We start from the raw sequence: 25196 nt of genomic DNA, 5'->3' as shown, positions 1-25196 counted from the left end.
TTCTCCAGCTCATGATGACCTCATAACTTCTTCACAAAAGAAGAGTACCTACCTATGATATTTTAGGAATTTTGTGTCCTGCTTTAGCTACAATCTCTTCACGAACAGAATAACGCCATGTTATATGCTAAGTCACTTCTCTTATCTTTTCTTCTTGCTCTAACCTTTTATTCCAGTCCTTCATTTGCTCAAAATCCTTCGAATGAGGATTACACCAAACAGGAGCTCCAAATTGAAATGCGGGATGGCATTAAGCTGCATACTACCATTTATGCTCCAAAAGACACTTCTAAAAGCTATCCAATACTGATAAAACGTACTCCTTACAGTTGCCGGCCTTATGGCGAAGATGCTTTCCCCTATGCCATTCATTCTAACCCCTACCTGGTAGAATCGGGCTATATTTTTGTTTGTCAGGATGTGCGCGGACGCTGGATGTCGGAAGGCAGTTATTCTACCATGACGCCCAATATTCCCGGCCCCGAAGGTCCGGATGAAAGCTCTGACACTTACGACACCATCGAATGGCTGCTGGCTAACATCCCAAACCATATTGGAAAAGTGGGACAGTACGGTATTTCCTATCCCGGCTATTACACCACGGCCGTCCTCCCCAATGCGCATCCTGCTTTGGTGGCTTCTTCGCCGCAAGCTCCTATTGCAGATTTCTTTTTTGATGACTTTCATCATCAGGGCGCGTACCTGATGGGCTATTGGTTTGCCACCAATGTGTTCGGCTATCAACATGAGGGACCGACCGATACTTCCTGGTACTCACTCCCTGAAGTTCCCGGTATGGATTTCTATCAGTTTGCTTTGGATAGCCTCACTCCGCTTTCCAAATCCTTAAAATATTATGGAGAGGACAATTTCTTCTGGCAGGAAATCATCAACCACCCCAATTATGACGATTTCTGGCAATCCCGAAATATCCTTCCTCACCTGCGGGACATCGATCATGCTGTGCTGGTGGTAGGCGGTTGGTTTGATGCCGAGGATTTATATGGACCGCTACACACCTATCAAACCATAGAAAAAGAAAACCCTGAAGCTGCCAATTCTATCGTTATGGGTCCCTGGAGTCATGGCGACTGGGCGCGAAGCAGTGAGCATCAGTTAGTTGGGGATATTTATTTTGGGGATGATTTATCTGATTTCTTCAAAAAGGAAATGGAGTATCCCTTTTTTGAAGCTCATCTGAAAGGCGAAGGCGATGCAAACATCCCGGAAGCGTATATGTTTGATACCGGCCGGAAGGAATGGCGAAAATTTGATCAGTGGCCACCCAAAAAATCATCCGCAAAAACTTGGTTTATTCATGGGGATGGATCTCTGAACGAGAGCAAACCATCAGGCAACGACGATGCATTTTCTGAATATGTGAGTGATTTATCCAAGCCGGTGCCGCATATTGAAACACCCGAGCTGCGATTTACACCGCGTCCCTACATGACCAGCGACCAGCGCTTTGCCGCCCGCCGCCCCGATGTTCTTACTTTCGAGACAGAAGTATTGAAAGACGATTTAACTCTCGCCGGTGATATCCTGGCCAATTTGTATGTATCTACAACAGGCACCGCCTCTGACTGGATCGTAAAATTAGTAGACGTCTATCCTCAGGGCGTAAAAGAGCCGGAGGAAATGCCCGAAGGCGTTGAGCTGGACAACTATCACCAAATGGTGCGCAGTGAAGTGATTCGCGGACGTTTCCGCAACAGCTATGAAGAGCCTGAACCTTTCGTGCCCGGAGAAATCACGTATGTAGATTTGCCGTTACAGGATGTGCTCCACACTTTCAAAAAGGGCCATAAAATCCAGGTTCAAATTCAAAGCACCTGGTTTCCTTTAATTGATCTGAATCCCCAAAAATACGTCCCCAACATTTTTGAAGCCTCTGAAGCTGATTTTATCAATGCCACCCAGCGGGTTTATCATGAAAAAGATCATCCCTCTTCCATAGAAGTGAAGGTTTTGGAGCAATAATTAGCGTCAGTTCGAGGTAAAATTAGATAGAATATGTTTTGCAGTCATTCCGCAGCGTAAGCCCGGAATCTTATTGTTATTAGAAATCAATAGTTCGCTTGATATCAGCATTTAGATCCCTGCCTTCGCAGGGATGACTTTAAAACTTCTTTTTGCACGATTTCGCCTTTGCTTTTCTTGCTGCCGACCCTCAACCAACGTATGGACTTTAATACCATCAAAATTCGGGTTCTTTACAAAAGGGATACGCTTTCACCGGTCTGAAGGCCGGAGCAATTTCGATAAAATTTGAGATACTAACCCGAACGCCCATTATTCATCACTGCTCTATCGCCCATAAATTTTGTGGTAATAGGATAAGATGAGCAAATAAATACCATAGATTAGTAAGCCCCCTGCAGTAGCTCCTAAAATCCATACGCCAAAGGGTTGCTCTTGGAGTGCATTCAAAGCATCGGACAACCCACCGGCTTCATCGGCATCAAACTGCATGGCTGCCTGGTAAAAAAGAAATCCGACCATACAATACACCACGCCCCACGCACTGATACCTATTTGCCCCAGGGTCCGTAGCATCTTTTTTTCCTTTTCGGACATTTTGGTGTCTTCGAAACTGTAATCAAAGCTCGCAATAGCCGCAGAATAAAACTGGTATAAGCCTGCCACTACAATCACCAGTGCACAAAATAGCACCAACCACTTCCCAAAAGGCAACACCAGAATTTTGCCCACCCATACCTCCGTATTTTTGTCACTACTCTGCGTTTGCAGCCCTTGCAAAATTTGCCAGCAGGCATAAGACAAAGAAATGTAGAGGCATCCCGTTAAGAAATCGATCAACCTGAAAAACATTACCCCGGCCCCACTGCCTCTTTCTTCGGGATCTTTTATAGCTTGCAGGATACGCCAGACAGCATGAGCGAAAAGTCCAGCCATACATACATATAGAATAATATCCCCAAAAGGACGATAGATAAATTCCTGAATCGTTTGCTTGGTGCCTGAAGCAGCTGCAGATACCCCTATAGCGGCTTGAACGGCAAACAATCCTACAAAAAAATACACAATGCCCTTGGTGATATATCCGGTGCGGGCAATAAAAGCCACTAAGGTTTTCATATTAATCTCTACTATTTATTTCACCCAAATAAACGCAGATTTAGAGGATTTACATAGGAAAGATTCGATCTTTTTGTGAAATGTAAATGGCTAGGTAAAAGCTTCCAGAGTTTTGGAGATATAACCTTATAAGATCTAAAATTTGATCACCATTCACCCCTTAACAACTCGTTCAATAACCACTTTTAAAAATCCTCTCGAAAAGCTGTATCTTTGTTTTCAAATTAGCAACATCAAAGAGACTTTAGCCCAACATGAACATCGGTTCCATCGAATTACCGGAGCAGCCTTTATTCTTAGCCCCAATGGAGGATGTCACAGACTCCCCTTTCCGCCAAATCTGTAGAAGAAAAGGGGCAGATATTGTATTCACTGAATTTATCAGCTCGGAAGCTATCATCCGGGATTCCGATATCGCCATGCAAAAAATGGATTTTGAGGAGATGGAACGTCCCTTTGGCGTGCAAATTTTTGGCGGACGCGAGGAAGCCATGGAAGGGGCCGCCAAGGTAGCCGTAGATCAGAATCCCGATTTGGTAGATATCAATTTTGGCTGCCCGGTCTATAAGATTGTAAAAAAAGGCGCCGGGGCCGGATGCCTCAAAGATTTAGCGATGATGGAGCGTATGGCGGGTACCGTGGTGGATGCGGTTAAAGACCGTCCGGTGACCGTAAAAACCCGCCTGGGCTGGGATGATAATACTATCAAAATCCAGGAAGTGGCACTAATGCTACAAAAGCTTGGTGTGAAGGCGCTTACCGTTCATGCCCGCACCCGCGCCCAAAAGTATAAAGGCGATGCCCGCTGGGACTGGCTGAAGAAACTCAAAAATACGCCCGGACTCGAAATTCCCATTATCGGCAACGGCGATGTGACTTCCCCCGAACTGGCTAAAAAGATGTTTGAAGAAACCGGTGTAGATGGTGTGATGATTGGCCGGGGCGCCATCGGCAATCCCTGGATTTTTGAGCAAACCAAACACTACCTGGAAACCGGTGAATTGTTACCCGAGCCTACGGTGAAACAGCGGGTTGAATTGTGCGCGGAACAACTTCAGCTTTCTGTAAAACAGCATGGTGAACGCTACGGCGTCATCATCATGAAAAAGCATTACGGCCAATACCTGAAGGGCGTACGCAACGGAAAAAAACTACGCATGCAATTGATGGAACACGACGAAATGGATCCTATTCTGGAGCTGCTCTACAACTTTGACGAGACTGAGATTCATGCGGTGGCTTAATTTAGTGATATGGTGATTTAGTGATATAGTGTTTTTCCAGTAACGTATATCCTAATTTTAGTATCCGTCACCTAAGTTGTGCAGATTTGGTTTATTTGTGCAGGCAAAATCACCCTCTCACTAAATCACCATATCACTATATCACCATATCACTCGCATTTGAATCTTTTACTCCAAGCACTCGTAATCGCGCAAAGACTTTAATAAAAACTGATTCTTATGTTTTCACGTCTGGCCCGATTAATTAATTCATTTCTTGGTGCATCCGCTGTAGCTGCTGCCCCTCTTAAAGCCATCACCGGCATTGTTGTAAGTATCATCATTCCCTACCTGCTGTATGCTTTCCTCGGAGGTTTTGGTCTGGCTTTGGCTTTGGTTGGATTGATTTGGGGAGTGGTATGGCTGGCTAAAAGGAACTAGCGCTCATGATTTCTTTGAATCTGTCACAATTTGAAATTACATTAGTTGAAAATAAGACAGGATCATGAAGACCATTTCTTTTCAAATAGACGAAAAAACACTTGTAGAGACAGAGAAGATCTTATCACAAAAGAACACTTCCAGAAATAAATATATCTCTGAGGCCATCAGAGCCTACAATAGTAAGCAGAAAAGAGAAGATTTAAAGCAGCAGCTAAAAAATGAATCTAAATTAGTTAAAGAAGAATCTCTCACCGTACTAAAAGAATTTGAAACCATTGAGGACTGATGGAAAGGATACATCAGTTTGATATCTGGATTGCTGATCTTAATCCAAGAATGGGTACTGAAGCAGGTAAACGAAGACCTGTTGTGGTTCTTCAAACTGATTTACTGAATGAAAGCGGGCACCCTTCTACTATAATCTGTCCATTAACAACAAACGTTCAGCCGCAATCCAAAATTTTGAGAGTAGGATTGATTGCCGGAGACAATGGTTTAAATGAAGATTGCGACATTATGATGGACCAAATCCGCGCTATTGATAATCAGCGCTTGATAAAAAGGATTGGTTCTTTGTCAGAAAGTAGTAAAGAGAAAGTGCTCAATAATTTAGCCATCCTGCTGGATATTTAATTTATTTGCCCCGGATATTCAAAAATAAAAAAGGGCGGACACACGGCCCGCCCTACTCTACTACTACAAATAACGTTGAGAATCTCTGTTAGCTATCCTTTTCAGATTCTTCATCACTTTTCTTGTCTTTTTTCTCAGCTCGCTCCCAAGCTTCCCAATCTAAGCCAAGCGTGTACTTTTGAATCCATTTTATCTCTTCGATATCACGGGTGCGCTGGTTGCGGGGTTCCCGGAAGCCGTGGCCTTCACGCTTAAATTTTATGTAGCGCGTATCCACTTTACCAATGTCTTTCAGGTAGGTGAAGAAAATCTGGCTTTGTGCGGGTGTATCCACACGATCGTTGAGCCCATGTAGAAACAAGGTTGGCGTAGTTACATCAGCTGCGTGGGTTGCAGGTGAACGGTGGCGGTAATCTTCCGGATTGTTCCAGGGAGTTCCCCCGATGTACCAAAGACGCACATCGTAATTGAAACCCAGCCCATATTCAGAAGACCAATCGGATACCATAGCCCCTAAAGACGCAGCTTTGAAACGATCAGTCTTGGTGATCACGGTTCCACCTAAAATACCTCCGTAACTCCATCCCCGAACAGCCATTTTATCGGAATCCACTTCTTCGTTTTCAATCATCATATCCACGCCACTCATGAGGTCGTTGTAGTCGCCATCGCCAATATCTTCCATATTGCCTTGAAGGAATTCATCGCCATAAGCCGTACTTCCTCTTACATTTGGCGCCAGCTGTACATAACCCAGACCTGCCCACACATGGTAACGTGCCGAGAATGAATTGGTAAACACACCCGCCGGTCCACCGTGGATGTGCAGCAGGAATGGAGCAGAGCCATCATTCTCTACTTCAGCCGGAGTATATTTGATGCCTTCAATTTCGAGACCATCGTAGCTTTCCCAGCTTACTACTTCGTAATCGGCCAACTGCAGGCTGTCTCGCACAAAGGGATTTAAATCGGTGAGACGGGTTGGATTTTCAAGATCTCCTAAATCAGCTACATATAAGTCAGCCGGGGTTACAATATCTTCTTTAGAGAACAACACGGTCTCTCTTTTCTTGTCAAAATCCATCACATTAAACGTGCCGGTAACATCCGATAGTCGCTGCACCCGGCCATTGTCAACATTCAAAGAATATAGGTTCGTATTGGTTTTTTCAGTTCCCTGGAAATAGATTTTTTTCCCGTTTGGAGATACGTAATACCCACGCATATCTCCATTATAATTCCCGGAAATCATTTCATATTCCTTAGAATCTACATTCATTTTCCAGAGTTTATCTTGGCGAAGTTCCCACTCTTCATCATCAGGAGCACTATATACAAAATGCTTGTTATCAGGCAACCAGGTCAGGCTTCCTTCAGGGGCATCATTATCGGTAAGTTGTGTGACCGTGGAATCGCCAATCTGCAGCAGATAAATCTCAGATTTATTACCCAGGTTTCTCCGGTTTTGAAATTTGGCTGTATAGAGCAATCGTTTTTGATCTGGCGAGACGGTGAAACTTCCAATAATTAACTCACCATGTGTTAGCTTGGTTTCTTCTTTACTGTCGATATCAAATTTCCAAAGGTGATTCCACTCGCCTTCAGATTGGCCATGAGGTGGCTCATCCATAAAAAAGTGGTCGTAACCGGCCTCATATTTTTTCTTTTCTTCGGATGATTTTGGAACATCCGATTCAAAATAAATGGTTTTGCTATCTGCGCCCCATTCATAGCTTCCCACACTGCTTTTGTGTTCGGTGAGCTGAACGGCTTCCCCTCCCTGTGTGGGCAGCAGAAAGATCTGGGATTTTTTATCAGCCCGGCGTTTCAGGGAGATGTATTTCCCATCGGGAGAGAACTTGATGTCGCTGCCTCCCTCCTCGCCCAGGTACTGGTAGCTATCGCCGCTATCAGCCGGGATGTAGTAATATTTGGTGTTGTATTCGTTTTCATCCCAATCCACTTTCGACTTCCCGAAAATCACAAACTCCCCGTCCGGTGACAGGTAGGAAGAACGCAGGTTTACCATGTTGATGTAATCGTCGGTAGTCATAGCTCGTTTTTGAGCTACGGCAGAAAAGGATACGATGAGTGCTAAAAGAGTGAGTAACGTTTTTTGCATGAGGTATATCAGGATTAGTTAAACAGACAGACCTAAATATACTATCAGCACTATTAAATCAAATGTATAGGATGTTAAAAGAAGTGATGGGACAAATTCTGTCAAAAGCCGAAAAGCTGATCCAGTTTGATATTGAGGCCGAGCTTAGTGATCCCCGTATCGTAATAAAACTTTGTTTTCCTAAGTGGTTTAGAATTACTCACCTGAAAATCTAACTTAATCGGATCTACTCCAAAACGTACAAAGAAGGAATGTTCAAGGAAAAAAGCGGAAGTATTCTCAGATGGAAAAGAAATTTGATTCGTTGAATAATCATAAAAATCAACATAAGCGAGGCTTGGAGCTAAACCCATATTAAAATATTCGGTTCCAATTCCTACATTTGACTGTAGTGCAAGTTTGTAAAATCTATCCTCAGCCTCATGACGGGTGGCAACCTTATCCCATATAAAAGCAAATTCTTCTACTGCTTTCCCCTTACCTATACCGGCAGTACCCAGTAATTCAGCTCTCCAAAAGCTTTTAGGTTTTAGGTAATAAATAACTGATAACTCACCGTATTTATACTCTTGTACATCTTCAATAGGTATATCATGCGTTTCATCTAAATGAGAATAGTTCAGAAATAACCCCCCGGCTCCTACACCCAAATTATCCGTAATGGCATAGGCCGCATTGAAGCCCAAACCAGGGTTATTTTCAACCCCCATATAGTTCAGCCCTCCATTTACCACTAAATCGCCCTTTTCTTCTAACAAGGGAATGTTGTGTGAGTTAGACAGATATACATCGGCAGTACACCCCAAGCTAAAAATAACAAGCAATAATGCTATGACCGTGATTCTTGACTTTCCCATAATCTCTCCATTTTCTTCAAAAGGATTTTAGCAAAGCCCGGTCATTTAAGCAATATAGACCCTCAAAGAACTGAAGATTGGCTTAGCGATTTGATATGTCGATACCATGGTGGAAGACAAAATCTATAGCCTTGAAAGTGGAAAAGCTAAAATGCCTTATCCACCAATCACTATATCACCCAATCACCTAAATCCTACAAATAATCACGGCCAATAAATGGCTTCAGCACTTCGGGGACTCTAACCTTGCCATTTTCCTCCTGGTAGGCTTCTAGAATAGCAGATACAATGCGTGGCAGCGCCAAGCCGGATCCATTAAGCGTGTGCAGAATTTCAATCTGTTTTTCTTCTTTGCGATAACGCAGTTGCATACGACGTGCCTGGAATCCTTCAAAATTGGAGCAGGAACTCACTTCCAGCCATCGCTGCTGACCGGGGCTCCAAACTTCTAAATCGTATTTTTTGCTTTGGGTGAAGCCCATATCGCCCGTACACATCAACAATGTTCGGTAAGGCAGCTCCAATGCTTCCAGCAATCCTTCGGCATGCTCACGCAAACTTTCAAGCTCATCATAAGAATCTTCCGGCTTAACGATTTTCACCAGCTCTACTTTATCAAATTGGTGCAGGCGATTCAATCCGCGAACATCTTTGCCATAAGAACCAGCCTCCCGTCTCCAGCATGGTGTATGACATACATAGCGTATGGGCAGCTCTCCTTTTTCCAGGATTTCGTCCCGGTGAAAGTTAGTTACAGGAACCTCGGCCGTGGGAATTGTGAAAAAGCCATCGCGGGGAATAACATACATCATGTCTTCCTTGTCGGGAATTTGTCCTGTGCCCCGGGCTGAATCTTCATTCACAAAATATGGCGCCTGTAACTCCGTGTAGCCGTTATCCACGGCGGTGTTGATAAAATAGTTAATCAGCGCGCGCTGCAACTGGGCTCCGGCTCCCACATAAAAAGGAAATCCAGCTCCGGTCACCTTCACTCCACGCTCAAAATCAATCCAGCCATGGCGCTCAGTGAGATCCCAATGTGGCTTCCGCCATTCGTTCTGATCCGGCTCACCCCAGGTTTTGAAAACTTCGTTGTCTTCTTCGGTAGCACCCACAGGCACGCTTGGGTGTGGCACGTTTGGAATGCGTAGCTGAAGTTTCTCGCGTTCTTCCTGCAGGGCTTTTACTTCTTCATCAATTTTTTTGATCTCTTCTTTCATCGCAGAAGTCTCTTTGATGATTTCCTGGGCTTTCTCTTTCTCGCCCTTGCCCATCAACTCACCAATTTTGCTTGACTTGGTATTGCTCTCGCTGCGAAGGGTATCACCTTTATGAACCTTGGTTCTCCATTCTTCATCCACTGACAGTAGCTTTTGAACAATGGAAATATCTTCTTCCCCCTTATCCCGGATCGCTTTTTCTACCTGTGCAGGGTTTTCTTTAATGAAATTAATGTCAAGCATGTGAACTGTTTCTTACGTTTGCGATTAGGCCCCAAAGATAAGAGGTAATTCGTGTATTTGTAGCACCTTTTTGGCAAAATATTTTGTTACCACTAAATATATTAAACTCAATGCCTGTAAAAGTTTTATTAAAATGTGATTGGAAGCGCTTATACTATTGATTACCTAAATAATTAAGGTTATTATTAACCACACCAATAATTATTAGGTTTAAAACCGTTTATCATGAGTCATTTATTAGATGATACCGATCTGGCTATTCTCAATCATTTACAAGACAATGGGCGTGCACAGCGTAATACTATTGCAGAACTGGTAAATCTTTCGGTTCCTTCTGTTTCAGAGCGAATGAAAAAACTGGAAGAACGTGGATTAATCGAGGGATACAATGCTATTCTTAACAGTAAAAAGTTTCACTTTGATATCACTGCTTTTATTTTCGTTCAAGTGGACGGCTCTGAAAATTACCGTGATTTTGTAGACAAAGCCATTGTGGAGCCCGAAGTACTTGAGTGCCATTCTATTACCGGTGACGGATCGCACTTTCTAAAAGTTCGCACAAAAAATACCGGCTCGTTTGAAAGTCTTCTTTCCCGTATCCAAGCCTGGGAAGGGGTGAGTAAAACCCGCTCAAACCTTGTGCTTTCCAGTTTTAAAGAAACCCGTAAGCTTCCCGTAGAGCATGCTGTTGAGCTGATAAAGTCGTAAATAGCTTCACTTTTTCCTCCTACATTTTACTTACTTACCACGGGTATATTCATTAACTTATGTCGTTCTGGCAGTAAGTTTAACAAAGCTTCGTCTACAATTTATCTAAGCAGTTTGGCGAAGCTTTAATTTTGCAACTACACATCTTTTATGGATCGCGAAGTCTTTCAGGAACAATATGGCTTGCTCGGTAGCTCGGATGCTATGCGTCAGGTTATTGATAAAATTATGCAGGTGGCCAAAACCGACATCACCGTAACCTTACAAGGTGAAAGTGGCGTTGGTAAAGACGTTACGGCACGGGCCATTCATGCCATGAGCGAGCGCAAGAATAACCACCTGGTTATTGTAAACTGTGGCGCTATTCCTGAGGGTATCATCGAAAGTGAATTATTTGGCCACGAGAAAGGCGCCTTTACCGGAGCCAATGAATCCCGCCAGGGCTATTTCGAAAAAGCGGACGAAGGAACCATCTTTCTGGATGAAATCGGGGATACCCCAAAAAATGTGCAGGTAAAACTGCTGCGGGTACTCGAAAACGGTGAATTCTTTCGTGTAGGTTCCAGTAAAGTACAGACCACCGACGTACGTGTAATTGCAGCCACCAACCAGGATTTATGGCAAATGGTGCAGGATGGTTCCTTCAGAGAAGATCTCTACTACCGACTGGATACCGTAAAGATCAAGCTGCCTCCATTGCGGGAACGTCCAGAAGACATCATTCCAATTTTCCGCAAGTTTGTAAAAGAGTACTCCGCCAAATACGATTCGGTATTTAAGGGATTTTCTGACGAAGCACGCGAATTGCTCACCTCTTACCGCTGGCCGGGTAACATCCGTGAGCTGCGTAATGTGGCTGAACAATTGGTAGTGCTGGAAAAGTCCCAATTTGTTGACAAGGAAAAGCTTCAGAAGTACCTCAAAGGCCGGCAGCATGAGGGAAGCGCCGACAACCTGCCTATGCTTTCAGAGAAACCACGGGAGCAACAACAGCAGTCCTCTGATGATTTTGACGGCAAAGACCGTGAATTGGTTTATCGCGCCCTTGTTGAATTGCGCAATGACATCGCCGATGTAAAAAAGATGTTTGCGAACTTCCTGTATTCCACTTTTTCCCAGAAAAACCTGAAAGCTTTGCCTGCGTCTGTACGTGACGAAGTAGATATGGATAATAGTGAAGTTGGTGGTGTAAACGTCAACGTTGGCGACAGTGGTTCTCTTGGGATGCAATCCATGCCCGGCCAAAAAGATATTGAAGAAGTAGAAGAATCAGAACTGAGTACCTTTTTCGACAGCGATGACATTCCCTCTATTGAGGATGCCGAAAAGTTTCTCATTCAGCAGGCCCTAAAACGCTTTGACGGGAACCGCCGCAAAGCATCCGAAACCCTTGGAGTAAGTGAACGCACGCTCTACAGAAAACTGGATCAGTATGGGCTCGATTAAACTACGGTGGTTTGTTTTTTTGATTACGGCCTTAAGCCTGACCGGTTGCCTGCGTTACAGTTTCACCGGGGCTTCTATCCCTCCGGGCGTAAACACTATCTTCATTCCTTTCTTTCCTGATCAATCAAACAGTGGTTTGGGGGATTTAAGTGACCGTTTAAATCAGGCACTTATCGAGCGTTTTGTAAACCAAAGCAAGCTACAGCTGGCAAATAGCGAAGAAGATGCCGATGCGGTACTCGATGGAGTGATTACCGGTTACAGCAACCGTCCTTTTAGTATTGGAGGTGACGAACGGGCCAACCAAAACCAGGTGCGCATCACGGTTCGGGCCTCCTTTGTGTATGCATCTGAAGAAGAACCGGAGTGGAATAAATCATTTACGGGAGAATTCACCTACGATCCCAATGAAAACCCCATTGAAGGCGAAGACCTGGCCGCCGACGGAGCCCTCGAACAGGTCGCTAATAATATGTTCAACGATGCCGTAAGTAATTGGTAATTTGTTTTGATAGTAAGGCCGCATCACTTTATTATTGTGCACCGAAATTAAACTTATGCAGCAACTCCCTTTTAACATACCCAGGTCACTTTCGTCTTACGCCGAGAAGTTTGACGATGAACCCGATGAGGTGATCAAAAAGCTCAAGCGGCACCTTAAAAGGCGTGGACCGGATGCGGTGGGACACTTTTTGCTCGCCTGGTTTTATCATCTGCAAAATGAGCAACAAAAAGCCGTTAAAGAAGCCCTGAAGGCAAAAACTTATGCGCCGGGCAGTCCACTAATGGAGCACCTGCATTACTTCCTGGTTCACCCCGAAAAATTTGAAGCTGCCATCCCCGAACATTCTTACACCTCATCCCGAATACAGCTGCAACATGGTTCCCGGACTTCGCCGGTGCTCGACCTTGATAAACTGATTGAACTGCTGGAGGCAGCGGAATCCCAACGCATACAAATTCCCGATAAAGAAGACGATGAGTCAGACGGTAAAGATCTGAGCAAACAAGCCGAAGAAGTAGATGATGTAATTTCTGAGACTCTGGCAAAAATACACGCTCAGCAGGGACGCCATAAAGAGGCTATCAAGATGTACGAGCAACTAATCCTTAAAAAGCCGGAAAAAGAAAAGGACTTTCAGGAAGCCATTGCGAAGCTGAAAGAGGATGCTTCGGGTTAAATAGTTGGGTGCTATCTCATTGAACAGTGTAGCAAAAAACTCCCCAACGATACCTGTTTAAAAAACCTAAATGAGTTTGGCCAAAAGCAGGGAATTCCTCTACTTTATAAAAGAGATTTTAACAACATCCGAATGCTCGCCCGCTTGCATCTTTAAAAGGTACACTCCACTTGCTTGCTGATTCATCTCAACTGGATGTTGATATGCACCAGGTTGTTGCAACCCAAGGTTATACTCCCTTACTTTTTGCCCAAATATGTTATACAGGGAAATACGTACCTCCACAGCCTGGCTTAGTTCATAAGGTACCATGGTGGTTGGATTGAACGGGTTGGGATAGTTTTGCTTTAGATTGAATTGCCTGGGAATAGAGCCTTTTGCTTTCTCTTCATTAGAAATAGTAATGGGCGGATTGAGGGGTTTGGTGTTGGAGAAAACACCGGCAGTGCTCGTACCAAGATACAAAGTACCACCCGGTCCAATTGCCACACTCTCTGTATACACTGGATACATTTCTTTGTTTACTCCCCATTCCCCTTGGTTTTCGGATACAAAAACTGCTCCCTCCGTAGTTATGGCATATAGTTTATTTTCATCTTCATTATTCAAGAGAAATTTTATCCCGCCTAAATCTTGATTTGAAATATCTGAACTCCGAAAAATAGTAGTCCATGTTTCGCCAAAGTCCGTACTTTTATGTATCCCATTACTACTTGAATAGAGGATTCCATCCTGTGTTACAAGAGACACTGTTTTATCGATACTCTCATAGCTGTTATCGATCAGATTATATTTGATGGCATCACTATTGATGAATAACAGAGAATCAGAAAATGTATTTAAACTAAAATTTTGCCCTTCGGGACTACTGTAAATCAGCTCCCAGTTCTCTCCTTTATTGATCGATTTAAAAACTCGTCTCCGGGTAGCCAAAAACAGATCTCCTTCCGTATTTTTCTTTACATCAAAAATTGTATTCCCCGGATCTACCTGGGTGCTATCACATCGGGAATTAACCATAGAACAACTGTAGAAATAATTCCGCCCAAAACTATAAAAACGGTTATCACTTAAGGGGATGATATTACCTCTCAAAGTTGTTCCCCTGATAGGTACAAAGGAAGAATCCCATTGCCCGGTTTGCTTAAAATAGCGGTGAACACCCGTTCTGGTTCCTACCCAAAGAGTATCCTCTCCCTGGAAATTAATCGTTCGAATTCCGGCGTTTGGCACACCTGTTAACGTACAATTTTCCTCACCTGTACTGCATTCATATAACCCCTCCTCAGTACCAAGTAAGAGCATGTCTTCTACGCTATTTAAGGCTTTAATGGCACCATCGTGCGAATCATTGAAAATGGCACGTACGCTGGCATCCATTGGATTGATTCGAAATGCCCCGGAACCTGTTCCCACAAAAAGATGATCTTTGTATCTATACAAAGCATAAACTTCTAACTCAGGCAGCTCATTAACCTTTTTAAATGCTCCGGTGATAGAGTTACTGCTATAAAGACCTGCATTGGTTCCTGCAAACCACTTTCCACTCATGAATTCGAAATCAAACACCTCAACCGAATCGAAAGAAGAAGTCGTCCAACTATCTCCGTCATCAGTTGAGTATTCGATTCCAGTTGCTCTACCCGCTGCAAGCGTATCTTCGAATTCATAGAAGGAGAACACAGGGTTTGAGGATATGGTAAGGTTTTCGGAAGTTTCTTTAAAGATTTGTTCTTCATCAGAATACTTATAGATGCTATATCCACAATCTACAATGAGGCTTCCTTTTCGTGATATTATTATGGCATTTACCCCAGGGTAAATGCCTCCGCTGCAGTACCCGAGCCCATCTCCCATAGGCTTCCAGGATTCCCCAAAATCATCGGATGTGTAAAAATAATCAATCTCATTAGTTTTCACAGGAACAGCGCCACCGGGAAGACCGGCAAAATATGTTCCGTCTGATTTTACTTCTAGAGAATTAAACATCTCGGGAGCAGAGCTACCATACGAAACTGAAAAATGCACAAATAACCATTGATCTGCATCTTTATGTTTTTTAAAGAAGCCATCTAATTCATGTGAGACTACAAAAATGGAGTCTCCTTGAACTATAATTTTGGAAATATTGGACTCCAATGGCCCATTTAGAGATTGCCAGGTTTGGGCTTGGACTGGATTATCCTCTAAAAGAAAAGTGGCAAGAATCCCAATCATTATAACCCGGAAAAAAGTATGTAGAAGTACCATATTTCAATCCCTTAACTCTCTAATATTAAGTGGTAACACCAAATCAACATTAGATAAATTCTCCGGGATAATCAAAAAGAGATAGAATACGCCTTATTTGCCAGCGGCTTACCCTTTCACAAACCCATTGTGCTTCTTCTCATGGCCAATAGTGGTAGCGGGGCCATGTCCGGGATATACCTTTGTTTCTTCCGGTAGAACGTAGAGCTTTTCTTTGATGCTTTTTTCGAGAACCTCAAAATTGCCCTTGTATAAATCGGTGCGACCAATGCTCTCTTTGAATAAGGCATCCCCCGCAATCACCCATTGCTCTTCTTTGAAATACAGGGAAATATGATCGGGGGAGTGTCCGGGCGTGTACAGGCATTCGAACTCAAAGTTACCTACCGTAAAGTCACCTCCCGATGGCAAGGCTTTTGGAGTAAAGTTGAAATCAGGTTGACGCAAGCCAAACATTTGGGCCTGACTCCCGAAATTATCCCACAAAAACCGGTCTTCATCGGAGAGATAGACAGGTACGTCGTAATCGTTTTTAACCCGGCTAAGCCCCATCACGTGATCTACGTGTGCGTGTGTTAAAACCACACCCACCAATTCTCCGGTTAACTTTTCTTCGAACTCTTGATACTCCGTTGCACTGGAAAAGCCTGGGTCAATCAGCAGGTGCTGCCCGTCTTTTGTGAGCAGATAGGTGTTTTCCATGAATGGGCCAACTTCAAAAATATGCAGTTCCATATGCCTGAAATAAAAAAAGGATGTACCGATAAGATACATCCTTTGTATAAAATTAAGTTACAAAACTTACTTTTTGCCGTAACGTCGCTTAAAGCGATCAATACGTCCGGCAGTAGAGGTAAATGTATTGCTCTTAGTGTAAAACGGATGGTTTTTAGAATCAACCTCGCTGCGGTATACCCCATCTTGGGTATCCATAGTGCTGCGGGTTTCTACTTCGGTACCATCGCTCATCACTACCGTAATCTCTTTGTAATCTGGATGAATTCCTTTCTTCATGATCTTATGCTGTCTTGCTTGAAATTTGCAAAGGCCTTAAAGATAACACTATCAAAAACTGAATTCAATTTATTTGTAAGGAAAATTGAACATCACATTACTTGGTCCAAGCGGACGCTTGAACCAGTTACATAAATATGTGGATTTACGTCTGAGGAAAACAATTTTATTGGTTCACCTGTTGCGCTCCAACGCAGAGCGTGTGGGGCGAGGTTTTAAATTTATTAAAGATTGAAAATTAAAGATTTAAAATTCATGACTGAAGAAATTTCAAAAATAATCTAATAGCTAATCCTTCAACAAATACGGTCTCTTATTCCAACCATTAATGACCTCTATAAGTGAGAGTAGATGAGAATTAAAATCCTTCAAAAGATCCCAATAATTCAGGATAGCTTAAACAACACTTTGATGGTTGCCGGAGCTTTATCCAATCTTGAATCTTTAATTTTTAATCTTCAATCAACCATATCACTCAAACTCGTCAAAGTCATCATCTATATCTCCCAGAGAAGAAAACATAGATCCGAGCATATCGGTGTAAAGCGTTTGATCGTCCAGATCCTGCTTGCTTAGCATAGAATGCTGGTGCAGAGCCTCAAGCACAAAATCCATCCACACGTATGTTTCAGTTTCATTAGCATCATCAATGTGCTCATTCACAAGGGATTTGAGGCCGCTTACTCTATCCAATTCTTCTTTATAGGCTTGTGTGCTGACCGTATCCGAAATATTTACTTCATTACCATCGGCAAACCAGTCGGTAATTTCTTTGTACACTTTCTTCTGCTCATCGGCTTTACTTTGCGGGTCGGGGAAATGCATCTTAAATATCTTCCCTATTGCTTTGCCTAAAATATGCTTGGCCACATTTAATGCACCTTCCTGTTCACCTTCATACACCAGCTCAATCTTACCGGTAAGCGCCGGCACCATATGATACAAGTCAGCGATCCGGATTTCCGTAGAATCTTCCCCATTTACAATGGCGCGGCGTTCTGCAGATGAAACTACCTGTTCCAGAGCTGTGATAGTCATCCGAGTTGACACACCACTTTTCTGATCTACATATTCAGAATCACGGGCTTCAAATGCTGCTTTCTCAATGATTTCACGAAATAGTTCAGAGATATGAATATCCACCCCAGACTCACGGTGTTGCCAGGCTTCCTGCCGGGTGATGTCTACACCAATGCCAATTTCTTTGGGATAGTGCGTGATGATCTGTGAATCAATACGATCCTTTAGCGGGGTGATGATATTCCCACGATTAGTATAATCTTCAGGGTTGGCTGAAAATGCCATCGATACATCCAGGGGGATTCGTACGTTGAAGCCACGAATCTGAATATCACGTTCCTGCATGATATTCAACAGAGCCACCTGTATTCTGGGCTGAAGATCAGGCAACTCATTAATCACAAATAATCCCCGGTTGGTACGTGGAATTAATCCAAAATTGATCACGCTTTGATCAGCCAGAGTCAGCTTTTTAGTAGCTGCTTTAATGGGATCAATATCACCGATCAGGTCAGCGACGGTAGTATCGGGAGTGGCAAGCTTCTCGCCATATCTGAGGGATCGGTGCAGCCACTCAACAGGGGTATCATCTCCCTTCTCTTCTATTAAATCTTTGGCATACTTTGAAATAGGGTTCAGTGGATCATCGTTGATCTCGGAGCCGGCTACAATCGGGATGTATTCATCCATGAAATTAACCAGCAGGCGCAAAATCTTAGTCTTAGCCTGACCGCGCAATCCCAGCAAAATCATATCGTGCTTAGAAAGCAATGCGTGCTGTATCTGGGGAAGTACGGTTTTATCATAACCCAGAATGCCGGGGAACAGCTCCTCTTTGTTTTTAATTTTTTGAATCAGGTTATTTCTAATCTCTTCTTTAACCGAAACGGATTTCCACCCGCTATCTTTCAACTCGCCTAACGTGCTTGCCTTCATTATTATACGTTCCTCATATCTGAATTAGTTCTGTTTTTAAAACCGATAATGAGTCTACTTCATTCAGCACTTTCCATATTATTTAAAATCCGGGTAAGAGCTTGCGCTTTTACAAGGGTTTCTTCCCATTCAGCTTCCGGATCCGAATCACTGGTTATGGCTCCACCCGTTGGGTATACAAGTTTACGGCCTTCTCTTATTGCTGACCGGATAACCACGTTAAAATCAAAATCACCATTCGGCTGAATGTATCCAATAGCTCCGGAGTAGATTCCCCGACGATAACTTTCCAGCTCCTCAATCGCTTTCATAGCCGCAATTTTTGGGGCGCCGGTCATCGAGCCCATAGGGAAACAAGCCTTAATAACATCAAAGCTGTTGGCCTGTTGGCTCACCGTACATTCCACCGTAGAAACCATTTGGTGTACCGTTTCGAAAGTCTGAATTTCAAATAAATCAGAGACCTGTACCGAGTTTTTTAAAGCGACCCGCCCCAGATCATTTCTCACCAGATCCACGATCATCAGGTTTTCTGCACGCTCTTTTTCCGAATTAAGAAGTGTCTCAATGGCAGGATCGGAGGCAGAATGTCCTGCCCGCGAAGCCGTCCCTTTAATAGGCTGAGACCAAACCCGCTGCCCTTTTCGTGCTAAAAAACGTTCGGGAGAGGCACAGCAGACCGATACATCATCCAATTGCAGAAATGCCCCAAATGGGACGGGCCCCACCTGCTTCATTGCCTGGTATAAATCCAGGCTATCCCCTGTAACCTCAAAAACCAGCGGATGTGAAAGATTGATTTCATAGTATTCTCCTTCTGTAATATCCTGCTGAGCCCGCTTAATTTTGGCTTTGTATTCATGCTCCGAAATCTGTGTTTCCAGCTTGATATGAAATTCACCGCTTATATTTTCCGAAGATTTTATTTCCGGAACCTTCCCTTTAATTGTTTTCGCCTCTCCGTCTTCTTCTAATTCTAAAATCAGTTCGGGTTCCATGAAGTATAAGTCGGGTACATCCACCTCAGCCTTATTTTTTGATGAGAGCTTTTCGAGGTGATTTTTCAGGTCGTATCCCAGATAACCAAATAACCAGCTTTTCTGCCAAAACCGGGAAAGTAACCCCCAGGGATTACCCTTCTCTTGACGAACTTGATCTCCCTCATAAATTTCAATTCCATCATCTATAGACTTAATCCAGCGCTTTGGTCGGGCCGCAATATAGCTTTTACTACTCGCCGGATGGCCTTGCATCTGCGAATCCAGAAAAATTACCGGACCTTCGCTTCGCAAGTTTCGCAATAGGTTTATTATTTGTGGGGATGATAATCTCATAGTATTTGCGCCCGATAATAAGGCTTCTTTCACTCTTTTTGAACGTTTTTTCGTATCATTGTCCAAATGATGTATCAACGACTGTTAAAACCACTCCTTTTTAAAATGGATGCCGAGCAAGCTCATGAGATGGCTATCTTAATGGCATCACTAACCCACCGCAATCCCGTGCTGCAGGAACTGGCTTCTGCCATATACAAACAACCGGATACGGGACTTCAACAAAACCTCTTTGGCTTAAGGTTTCCAAATCCAGTTGGACTGGCCGCCGGTTTCGATAAAAACGGAACCACACCCCGTGCCATGCAAGCCCTCGGCTTTGGATTTGTTGAGGTGGGCAGCATCACAGCTAAGCCCTCACAAGGAAACCCTAAACCACGAGCCTTTCGGTTACCCCAGGATCATTCCCTTATTAACCGGATGGGACTGAACAACGAAGGGGCCGATGTTATCACGGCGCGTCTTGCCGACCTTGATCTGGATATCCCCCTTGGCGTAAACATAGCTAAAACGAATGATGCAACCATAGAGGGTGACGAAGCGTTGCAAGACTATTTGTATAGCTACGAAAAAGCCCAGCCGGTAGCGGATTATATCACCATCAATATTTCGTGCCCAAATACCGGTGAAGGGAAAACATTTGAAGACCCAAGTGCTCTCCGTGATCTTCTGCAAACACTGGAGCCAGCCAAAGCCGGACGCAAGCCTTCGCTTGTAAAATTCACTGTAGATATCGATAAAAGAAACCTTGCGGAACTGGTTTCAATTTGCGAGGATTATGATATATCGGGATACGTAGCTACCAACACCTCCTCGGTTCGTGAAGGTTTAAACACCAGTAATGCCCGCCTGCAAACCATTGGAAATGGTGGCTTAAGTGGCCGGGCTATTCGGCAGCGAAGCACCCAGGTAGTACGATGGCTGCATGAAATTACCGAAGGGAAAAAACCAATTGTGGGAGTCGGGGGAATAGATTCAGCAGAAGCGGCCCTTGAAAAGCTGGAAGCCGGAGCAAGCTTACTTCAAATTTACACGGGAATGATTTATAAAGGACCCGGCCTAGTTAGAGAATTAAAAAAAGCTATTCGTCTTTAAGCGGGAAAGTAACCACACATTCCGCTTTAATGGCCTGCCCGCGGTAAAGAACCGGTTCAAATAGCAGGTTATTTTCAATTGTTTCTTCGAAGGCAGTTCTCCATTCTGCATTCAGTGAGTCTGAATTTACAGCCAAAGAACTGGCCGCCATAGAATCTGCAGCAGACGAATCGGATTGAATCAAAGAATCTTGACGCTGAGCGCTCAGCAGTGAATAATCCTCGACAATACCCCGTTGGTTAATCCGGAAGCGGTAACTGATTTCGTTCACCCCGGCGTCTACCGTATTGGTAACTTCAGCAAGGAATTGCTCCATCCCTCCTCGTACTGCAAGGCTTATATCCAATTCCTCACAGCGCCTGTATTCTCCAGGGGCAGTTTCCACCACTGGTACTTCTTCTTCGCGTGGCCTTTCTGTTTCTTTCTGATCAGAGGGTTTGGCCAGCTCTTGTTTTAAAACGGTGACTCTTGGCTTTAGGCGCGAAGTATCAAAATGAACAAGAAAAGTATCTATAGCTGCACGGGCGCTGTCCCAGTCGGCTCCCTTGTAGGGAAAATACTCGGCAAAATCAGGCTCTTCCAGGGTAGAATCTATAACAGCCTGAAAAGGCGCACGCTGCTCCTGGGTTAAGGTTGTATCGTTTAATCTTACACGGGCGGAATCTTTTTCTTCCGCCAAAAGCCGCTTTCTTTCTTCCCAAGTCTCATTGACCCGCACCCAGTTGGTGAATTGAGACTTATACAACGAGTCTTGCTTCCCAGCCTCCATGTAGTCCTGAATGGCCTGGAACTGGGCCAAAGGGGCTAAGCGGTGTGTTTTGAAAGAATCGGCAAACTGAACCAAACGTCCTGCTTTTTCCAAGGTAGAGAGGGTGTCGTTTTGCTGAATGAGGTTGAAGACCTGAACCGTATCTATGCCGCTGGCTTCCTCCTCAGTTTCTCGTTCAAAATTGTACTTTTCACTTACCCGGCGAGCATAGTTTGATGAGGGATAATCATCCACCAACAGCTGAGCATATCTTACGGCCTGGTTTTGGTTTTCCTGCATAGCATATAATTCGGAAAGTGCATAAAGAGAAACCATATTCACATTTTGGGTAGCAGGGTTTTCCAGCGCTTCATTAAAGTAATAAGAGGCACTATCGGGCATGTTCAGTGATAAAAAGAATAGGTTACCCAATTCATACTGGTAAGAAGCAATAAGTTTACGAACAGAGTCCTGCTCAGCTGGTTTAAAAGGAATATTACTAATATCAATATTCACCCGGACCTGATCCTGTGTTTGCTGCTGACCTTCGGCTTCCGATAAGTTCTCGTCGGCATTACCTGCTGTATTTGAGATCATAGAAGCCACACGCCAGTTATCAGCCAACGGACGGTCTCCCCAAATAGCTAAAAACTGTGCTTTTTCATTTTGCTGTAAGGAAGGATTATCTGAATTCAGAAAGCCATTATTGAGGCTTCCTGTATTCTGTCCGCGCTGTTGGCGGTTGTTGGTGTTAACAATTTGGTTTTGCAGGTTACGCTGTTCGCGGCGCTGTCTCTCTATTTCAGCAATTTTCTTCTTACGTAATTCAGCCATCGCAGAATCAAATTCCGCTTCCGACATTTGTCCAAGCCGCAGAAGGCTGTCTTGTAAAGCAACCTGAGAGCGTAAACGGGCATATTCTCCAAACGATTCAGACAATTCACCAGCCTTAAAATCCTCTGGTAATCGTTCGGGAGCTACATTTTGCTGAGCAGCTGAATCATAATAAGCAGCTGCTTTTTTGAAATCATCATATTGGTACCGATACATTTCGGCAAGCCCGTAATATGCCTGGGCTCTAATCTCCGCACTGGCTTTATTTTGTTGATTACGAAGCACAGAATTATACAATCGTTCCGAACGCTCGATATTTCCACGATCTTGTTCTGTGCGGGCCAGTTCAAAATCAAGTTCTGCCTTATATTCCAGGTTTTTATCATCCCGTACCATATTGTCAAAAATAGAGTACGCTACATCGAGGCGCCCCAGCCTTCTGGCTACTTCAGCTGTTTTACGCAGCGCCAGGTACTGCACCCTGTATTCTACATAGTGGTCACTGACTTTATCGTAAGCAGCAAAAGCGGCATCGGTATCATCCAGTTGCTCATAGATTTGTCCCAAAAGAAAGTAGCCTCGCTCCTTATATTCCTTTTTTGGCAGATCAGGCAAAGCCTCAGAAAGCTGATCGGCTGCAGTTTGCCAGTTTTCCAATTCAACATGGTGCTGGGCTAATACCGCTTGTACCTGTGCTTTGTGACGTTCATTCCATCCATCCTCATCCTCTTCCAGCAAACTAATCTGCTCAGATAAAAAAGCAATCCCTTCATTATACAGCTCCATTTCTAACAGTACGCGTCCCTGCCAGAAAACCGAAATCTGTTTCATCTCGGGATTTTCGGTAGTTACGTACAGCTCTTTAAACTTCTGATCGGCTGAAAAGTATTCTTGCCGATAATAATAGGATTTACCTATGAGCAGAAGGGCATCATCAACCCACTTGGTATCATTATATTTACGGAGGATATCAGCACCCTTGGTGATGGCTTTATCAAACTCCTGGGCTCCGGCATTTACAGGCTCCTGGTGAATACGTATAGGCTGAAGGGGATTATAATCCCGTGACTGATTCAGGTTTTTTTCAAGCCCCGATTCGTAGCTTTGCGTAGCATTGTAGAATGTATTGTAATAGGCATTAAAATTCCTCCAGTTGGATTTCAGGGCAGACCCGCATCCGGTTAGCAAAATGGCCAGAGAAATAAGTATTACAAAATTGCGCATAAAATAAATTGTGCTGCTTTAACGCACGATGTTAGTCAATCGTACTTACCTTAATCATATTAGTACGGCCGCGTTTAGCAATGGGCATTCCTGTTGCTACAATTACCCGGTCGCCGGTTTTAACCAAGCCGTTATCCCGCAGATATTCTTCCATCAAACGGACACTGCGATCTGTATCAAAAAGCTCATCAAGACGAACGGAATATACGCCCCACACCAGGTTAAGCTGGCGCCGAACTTTCTGGCTTTCCGTAAAAGCTACAATAGGCACTTTCGGGCGAAACTTCGCAATTCGCCGTGCGGTGTTTCCTGAGTGTGTGATAGTACTTATCGCCTTAGCTTCCACATTATCGGAAATGGTAACGCACGAGTACGCTAAAGATTCTATCACTTGTTTTTCACGCCATTCCGGCTTGCGATATTTCAGGCTATTGTAGATTTGAGGGCGCTTATCTTCTATAGAACGGCAGATTCGATCCATAACATTTACTGCCTCCATCGGATATTCACCGGCCGCCGTCTCTCCGGATAACATTACGGCATCCGTACCATCCAGAACAGCATTGGCCACATCTGAACTTTCAGCACGGGTTGGGCGCGGGTTATTGATCATAGAATCAAGCATCTGCGTGGCCGTAATTACCGGTTTACCAGCCATTCGGCATTTTTCGATGATGCTTTTTTGCACCACCGGCACCTGCTCAGTTGGGATCTCAATACCCAAATCACCCCTTGCCACCATAATTCCGTCGGATTCTTCAATGATCTCATCAATCACTTCCAAAGCTTCCGGTTTTTCAATTTTTGAAATGATAGCTGCCTGGCTGCCAGCCGCCCTTACCCTTGAGATGATATCCCGTACATCTTTGGCGCTTCTCACGAATGAAAGAGCAATTAAATCCACATCCTGTTCGATACCAAACTGAAGATCCTTAAGATCTTTCTCCGTTAAGGAAGGAATAGAAATACGTACATTAGGCAAGTTCACCCCTTTGCGAGATTTCAACATCCCCCCGATGATGACCTCTGCCATCAGGGAATCAGGGTGTTTTTCGGTGACTTTAAACTCAAGCAGTCCGTCGTCCAGCAAAATGGTATTTCCGGGCTCTGCTTCATGGATCAGGTTTTTATAATCGATGGGTACCACTTCACTCGTACCCTCAACATCTTCAGCTGTGATTTTTATAGTGGAGCCACTCTCAACTTTCTGTGCTCCGTCTTTCATATTTCCCACGCGAATTTTGGGGCCCTGCAAGTCCATTAAAACAGGTACACTATACTGATATTTGCGGGCAGCTTTTCGAATGTGTTTGATCACCTTTGCATGGTCTTCGTGCGAACCGTGCGAAAAGTTTAACCGGGCTACGTTCATCCCGTGCAATAATAAGTCTTCAATTTTTTCCTGGGTGTTACAACTTGGGCCAATGGTGCAAACAATTTTTGTGCGGCGCCTTGCAGAAATCATAGAGAGTGAATATTTAAATTAGATATAGCTGAATTTTAATTGTACTAAAGATAGGCTAAATGTTGTTATCATTGTGAAATGTTTTTTAAAAAACTTT

21 protein-coding genes are annotated in these 25196 nt (G+C 43.9%); 10 read left to right on the top strand and 11 right to left on the bottom strand.

Annotated features, from left to right (window positions below; genetic code table 11):
- The first annotated feature begins 117 nt into the window (after positions 1 to 117).
- Positions 118 to 1983 carry a CocE/NonD family hydrolase gene (locus FN815_RS15765; RefSeq protein ID WP_142455622.1) on the top strand — a complete coding sequence of 622 codons (1866 nt, stop codon included), beginning with the start codon at positions 118 to 120 and terminating at the stop codon, positions 1981 to 1983.
- A 327-nt stretch (positions 1984 to 2310) separates the two neighbouring features.
- Here FN815_RS15765 and FN815_RS15760 read toward each other — a convergent pair whose 3' ends face one another.
- Positions 2311 to 3102 (bottom strand): DUF1206 domain-containing protein, encoded by a 792-nt coding sequence (locus FN815_RS15760; protein ID WP_142455621.1) that lies wholly within the window; start codon positions 3100 to 3102, stop codon positions 2311 to 2313.
- A gap of 254 nt (positions 3103 to 3356) precedes the next feature.
- On the opposite strand from FN815_RS15760, the gene dusB reads away from it, so the two are divergent.
- The 4 genes from dusB (at position 3357) to FN815_RS15740 (ending at position 5402) form a co-directional block, all read left to right on the top strand.
- Positions 3357 to 4346 carry a tRNA dihydrouridine synthase DusB gene (dusB, locus tag FN815_RS15755; RefSeq protein WP_142455620.1) on the top strand — a complete coding sequence of 330 codons (990 nt, stop codon included), beginning with the start codon at positions 3357 to 3359 and terminating at the stop codon, positions 4344 to 4346.
- A 219-nt stretch (positions 4347 to 4565) separates the two neighbouring features.
- A complete protein-coding gene (locus FN815_RS15750; protein ID WP_142455619.1) occupies positions 4566 to 4766 on the top strand; it encodes a hypothetical protein in 201 nt (66 codons plus the stop codon).
- A gap of 64 nt (positions 4767 to 4830) precedes the next feature.
- On the top strand, positions 4831 to 5055 hold the full coding sequence (locus FN815_RS15745; RefSeq protein WP_142455618.1) for a hypothetical protein: 225 nt from the start codon (positions 4831 to 4833) through the stop codon (positions 5053 to 5055).
- Positions 5055 to 5402, top strand: coding sequence for a type II toxin-antitoxin system PemK/MazF family toxin (locus tag FN815_RS15740; protein WP_142455617.1), 348 nt, complete (start codon positions 5055 to 5057; stop codon positions 5400 to 5402). The genes FN815_RS15745 and FN815_RS15740 overlap by 1 nt, the downstream gene beginning before the upstream one ends.
- Before the next feature lie 88 nt (positions 5403 to 5490).
- Here the strand turns inward: FN815_RS15740 and FN815_RS15735 are convergent, their stop codons facing one another.
- From FN815_RS15735 to serS, 3 genes are all read right to left on the bottom strand, one after another.
- Positions 5491 to 7524: a S9 family peptidase gene (locus FN815_RS15735; protein WP_142455616.1), complete on the bottom strand. Its 2034-nt coding sequence runs from the start codon at positions 7522 to 7524 to the stop codon at positions 5491 to 5493.
- Positions 7525 to 7625: 101 nt separating this feature from the next.
- Positions 7626 to 8381: a hypothetical protein gene (locus FN815_RS15730; RefSeq protein ID WP_142455615.1), complete on the bottom strand. Its 756-nt coding sequence runs from the start codon at positions 8379 to 8381 to the stop codon at positions 7626 to 7628.
- Between the two features lie 194 nt (positions 8382 to 8575).
- A complete protein-coding gene (gene serS / locus FN815_RS15725) occupies positions 8576 to 9844 on the bottom strand; it encodes a serine--tRNA ligase (RefSeq protein ID WP_142455614.1) in 1269 nt (422 codons plus the stop codon).
- A 225-nt stretch (positions 9845 to 10069) separates the two neighbouring features.
- Between serS and FN815_RS15720 the strand changes: the two genes are divergently transcribed.
- The 4 genes from FN815_RS15720 to FN815_RS15705 all read left to right on the top strand — a co-directional run bounded on the left by FN815_RS15720 (position 10070) and on the right by FN815_RS15705 (position 13179).
- A complete protein-coding gene (locus tag FN815_RS15720; protein ID WP_142455613.1) occupies positions 10070 to 10552 on the top strand; it encodes an Lrp/AsnC family transcriptional regulator in 483 nt (160 codons plus the stop codon).
- Between the two features lie 150 nt (positions 10553 to 10702).
- Complete coding sequence (locus tag FN815_RS15715; RefSeq protein ID WP_142455612.1) at positions 10703 to 11998, top strand: sigma-54 interaction domain-containing protein; 1296 nt, start codon at positions 10703 to 10705, stop codon at positions 11996 to 11998.
- Positions 11985 to 12500, top strand: coding sequence for an LPS-assembly lipoprotein LptE (locus tag FN815_RS15710; RefSeq protein WP_142455611.1), 516 nt, complete (start codon positions 11985 to 11987; stop codon positions 12498 to 12500). Before FN815_RS15715 ends, FN815_RS15710 begins: the two co-directional genes overlap by 14 nt.
- A gap of 55 nt (positions 12501 to 12555) precedes the next feature.
- Positions 12556 to 13179 (top strand): tetratricopeptide repeat protein, encoded by a 624-nt coding sequence (locus FN815_RS15705; RefSeq protein WP_142455610.1) that lies wholly within the window; start codon positions 12556 to 12558, stop codon positions 13177 to 13179.
- 99 nt (positions 13180 to 13278) lie between these two features.
- On the opposite strand, the gene FN815_RS15700 is transcribed toward FN815_RS15705, so the two are convergent.
- The 5 genes from FN815_RS15700 to pabB all read right to left on the bottom strand — a co-directional run bounded on the left by FN815_RS15700 (position 13279) and on the right by pabB (position 19700).
- The gene (locus FN815_RS15700) at positions 13279 to 15429 is read right to left on the bottom strand and encodes a T9SS type A sorting domain-containing protein (RefSeq protein WP_142455609.1); all 2151 of its coding nucleotides are present in this window, start codon (positions 15427 to 15429) and stop codon (positions 13279 to 13281) included.
- 108 nt (positions 15430 to 15537) lie between these two features.
- On the bottom strand, positions 15538 to 16131 hold the full coding sequence (locus tag FN815_RS15695) for an MBL fold metallo-hydrolase (protein WP_246075328.1): 594 nt from the start codon (positions 16129 to 16131) through the stop codon (positions 15538 to 15540).
- 99 nt (positions 16132 to 16230) lie between these two features.
- The gene (rpmE, locus tag FN815_RS15690) at positions 16231 to 16443 is read right to left on the bottom strand and encodes a 50S ribosomal protein L31 (RefSeq protein ID WP_142455607.1); all 213 of its coding nucleotides are present in this window, start codon (positions 16441 to 16443) and stop codon (positions 16231 to 16233) included.
- Between the two features lie 471 nt (positions 16444 to 16914).
- Positions 16915 to 18399, bottom strand: coding sequence for a magnesium chelatase ATPase subunit I (locus tag FN815_RS15685; protein WP_142455606.1), 1485 nt, complete (start codon positions 18397 to 18399; stop codon positions 16915 to 16917).
- 59 nt (positions 18400 to 18458) lie between these two features.
- The gene (gene pabB, locus FN815_RS15680; RefSeq protein ID WP_246075326.1) at positions 18459 to 19700 is read right to left on the bottom strand and encodes an aminodeoxychorismate synthase component I; all 1242 of its coding nucleotides are present in this window, start codon (positions 19698 to 19700) and stop codon (positions 18459 to 18461) included.
- Between the two features lie 99 nt (positions 19701 to 19799).
- On the opposite strand from pabB, the gene FN815_RS15675 reads away from it, so the two are divergent.
- Positions 19800 to 20828, top strand: coding sequence for a quinone-dependent dihydroorotate dehydrogenase (locus FN815_RS15675; protein WP_142455604.1), 1029 nt, complete (start codon positions 19800 to 19802; stop codon positions 20826 to 20828).
- Here FN815_RS15675 and porW read toward each other — a convergent pair.
- Both porW and pyk read right to left on the bottom strand, forming a co-directional pair.
- Positions 20815 to 23634, bottom strand: a complete 2820-nt coding sequence (porW, locus tag FN815_RS15670) for a type IX secretion system periplasmic lipoprotein PorW/SprE (protein WP_142455603.1) — start codon at positions 23632 to 23634, stop codon at positions 20815 to 20817. The genes FN815_RS15675 and porW overlap by 14 nt on opposite strands.
- A gap of 31 nt (positions 23635 to 23665) precedes the next feature.
- Positions 23666 to 25099: a pyruvate kinase gene (gene pyk, locus FN815_RS15665; protein ID WP_142455602.1), complete on the bottom strand. Its 1434-nt coding sequence runs from the start codon at positions 25097 to 25099 to the stop codon at positions 23666 to 23668.
- Positions 25100 to 25196: the final 97 nt, after the last annotated feature.

The sequence above is a fragment of the Gracilimonas mengyeensis genome, assembly GCF_900182705.1.
GTDB lineage: Bacteria > Bacteroidota > Rhodothermia > Balneolales > Balneolaceae > Gracilimonas > Gracilimonas mengyeensis.
Note: the sequence above shows the minus strand (reverse complement) of the source record. Positions and strands in the feature narration are given on the sequence as shown.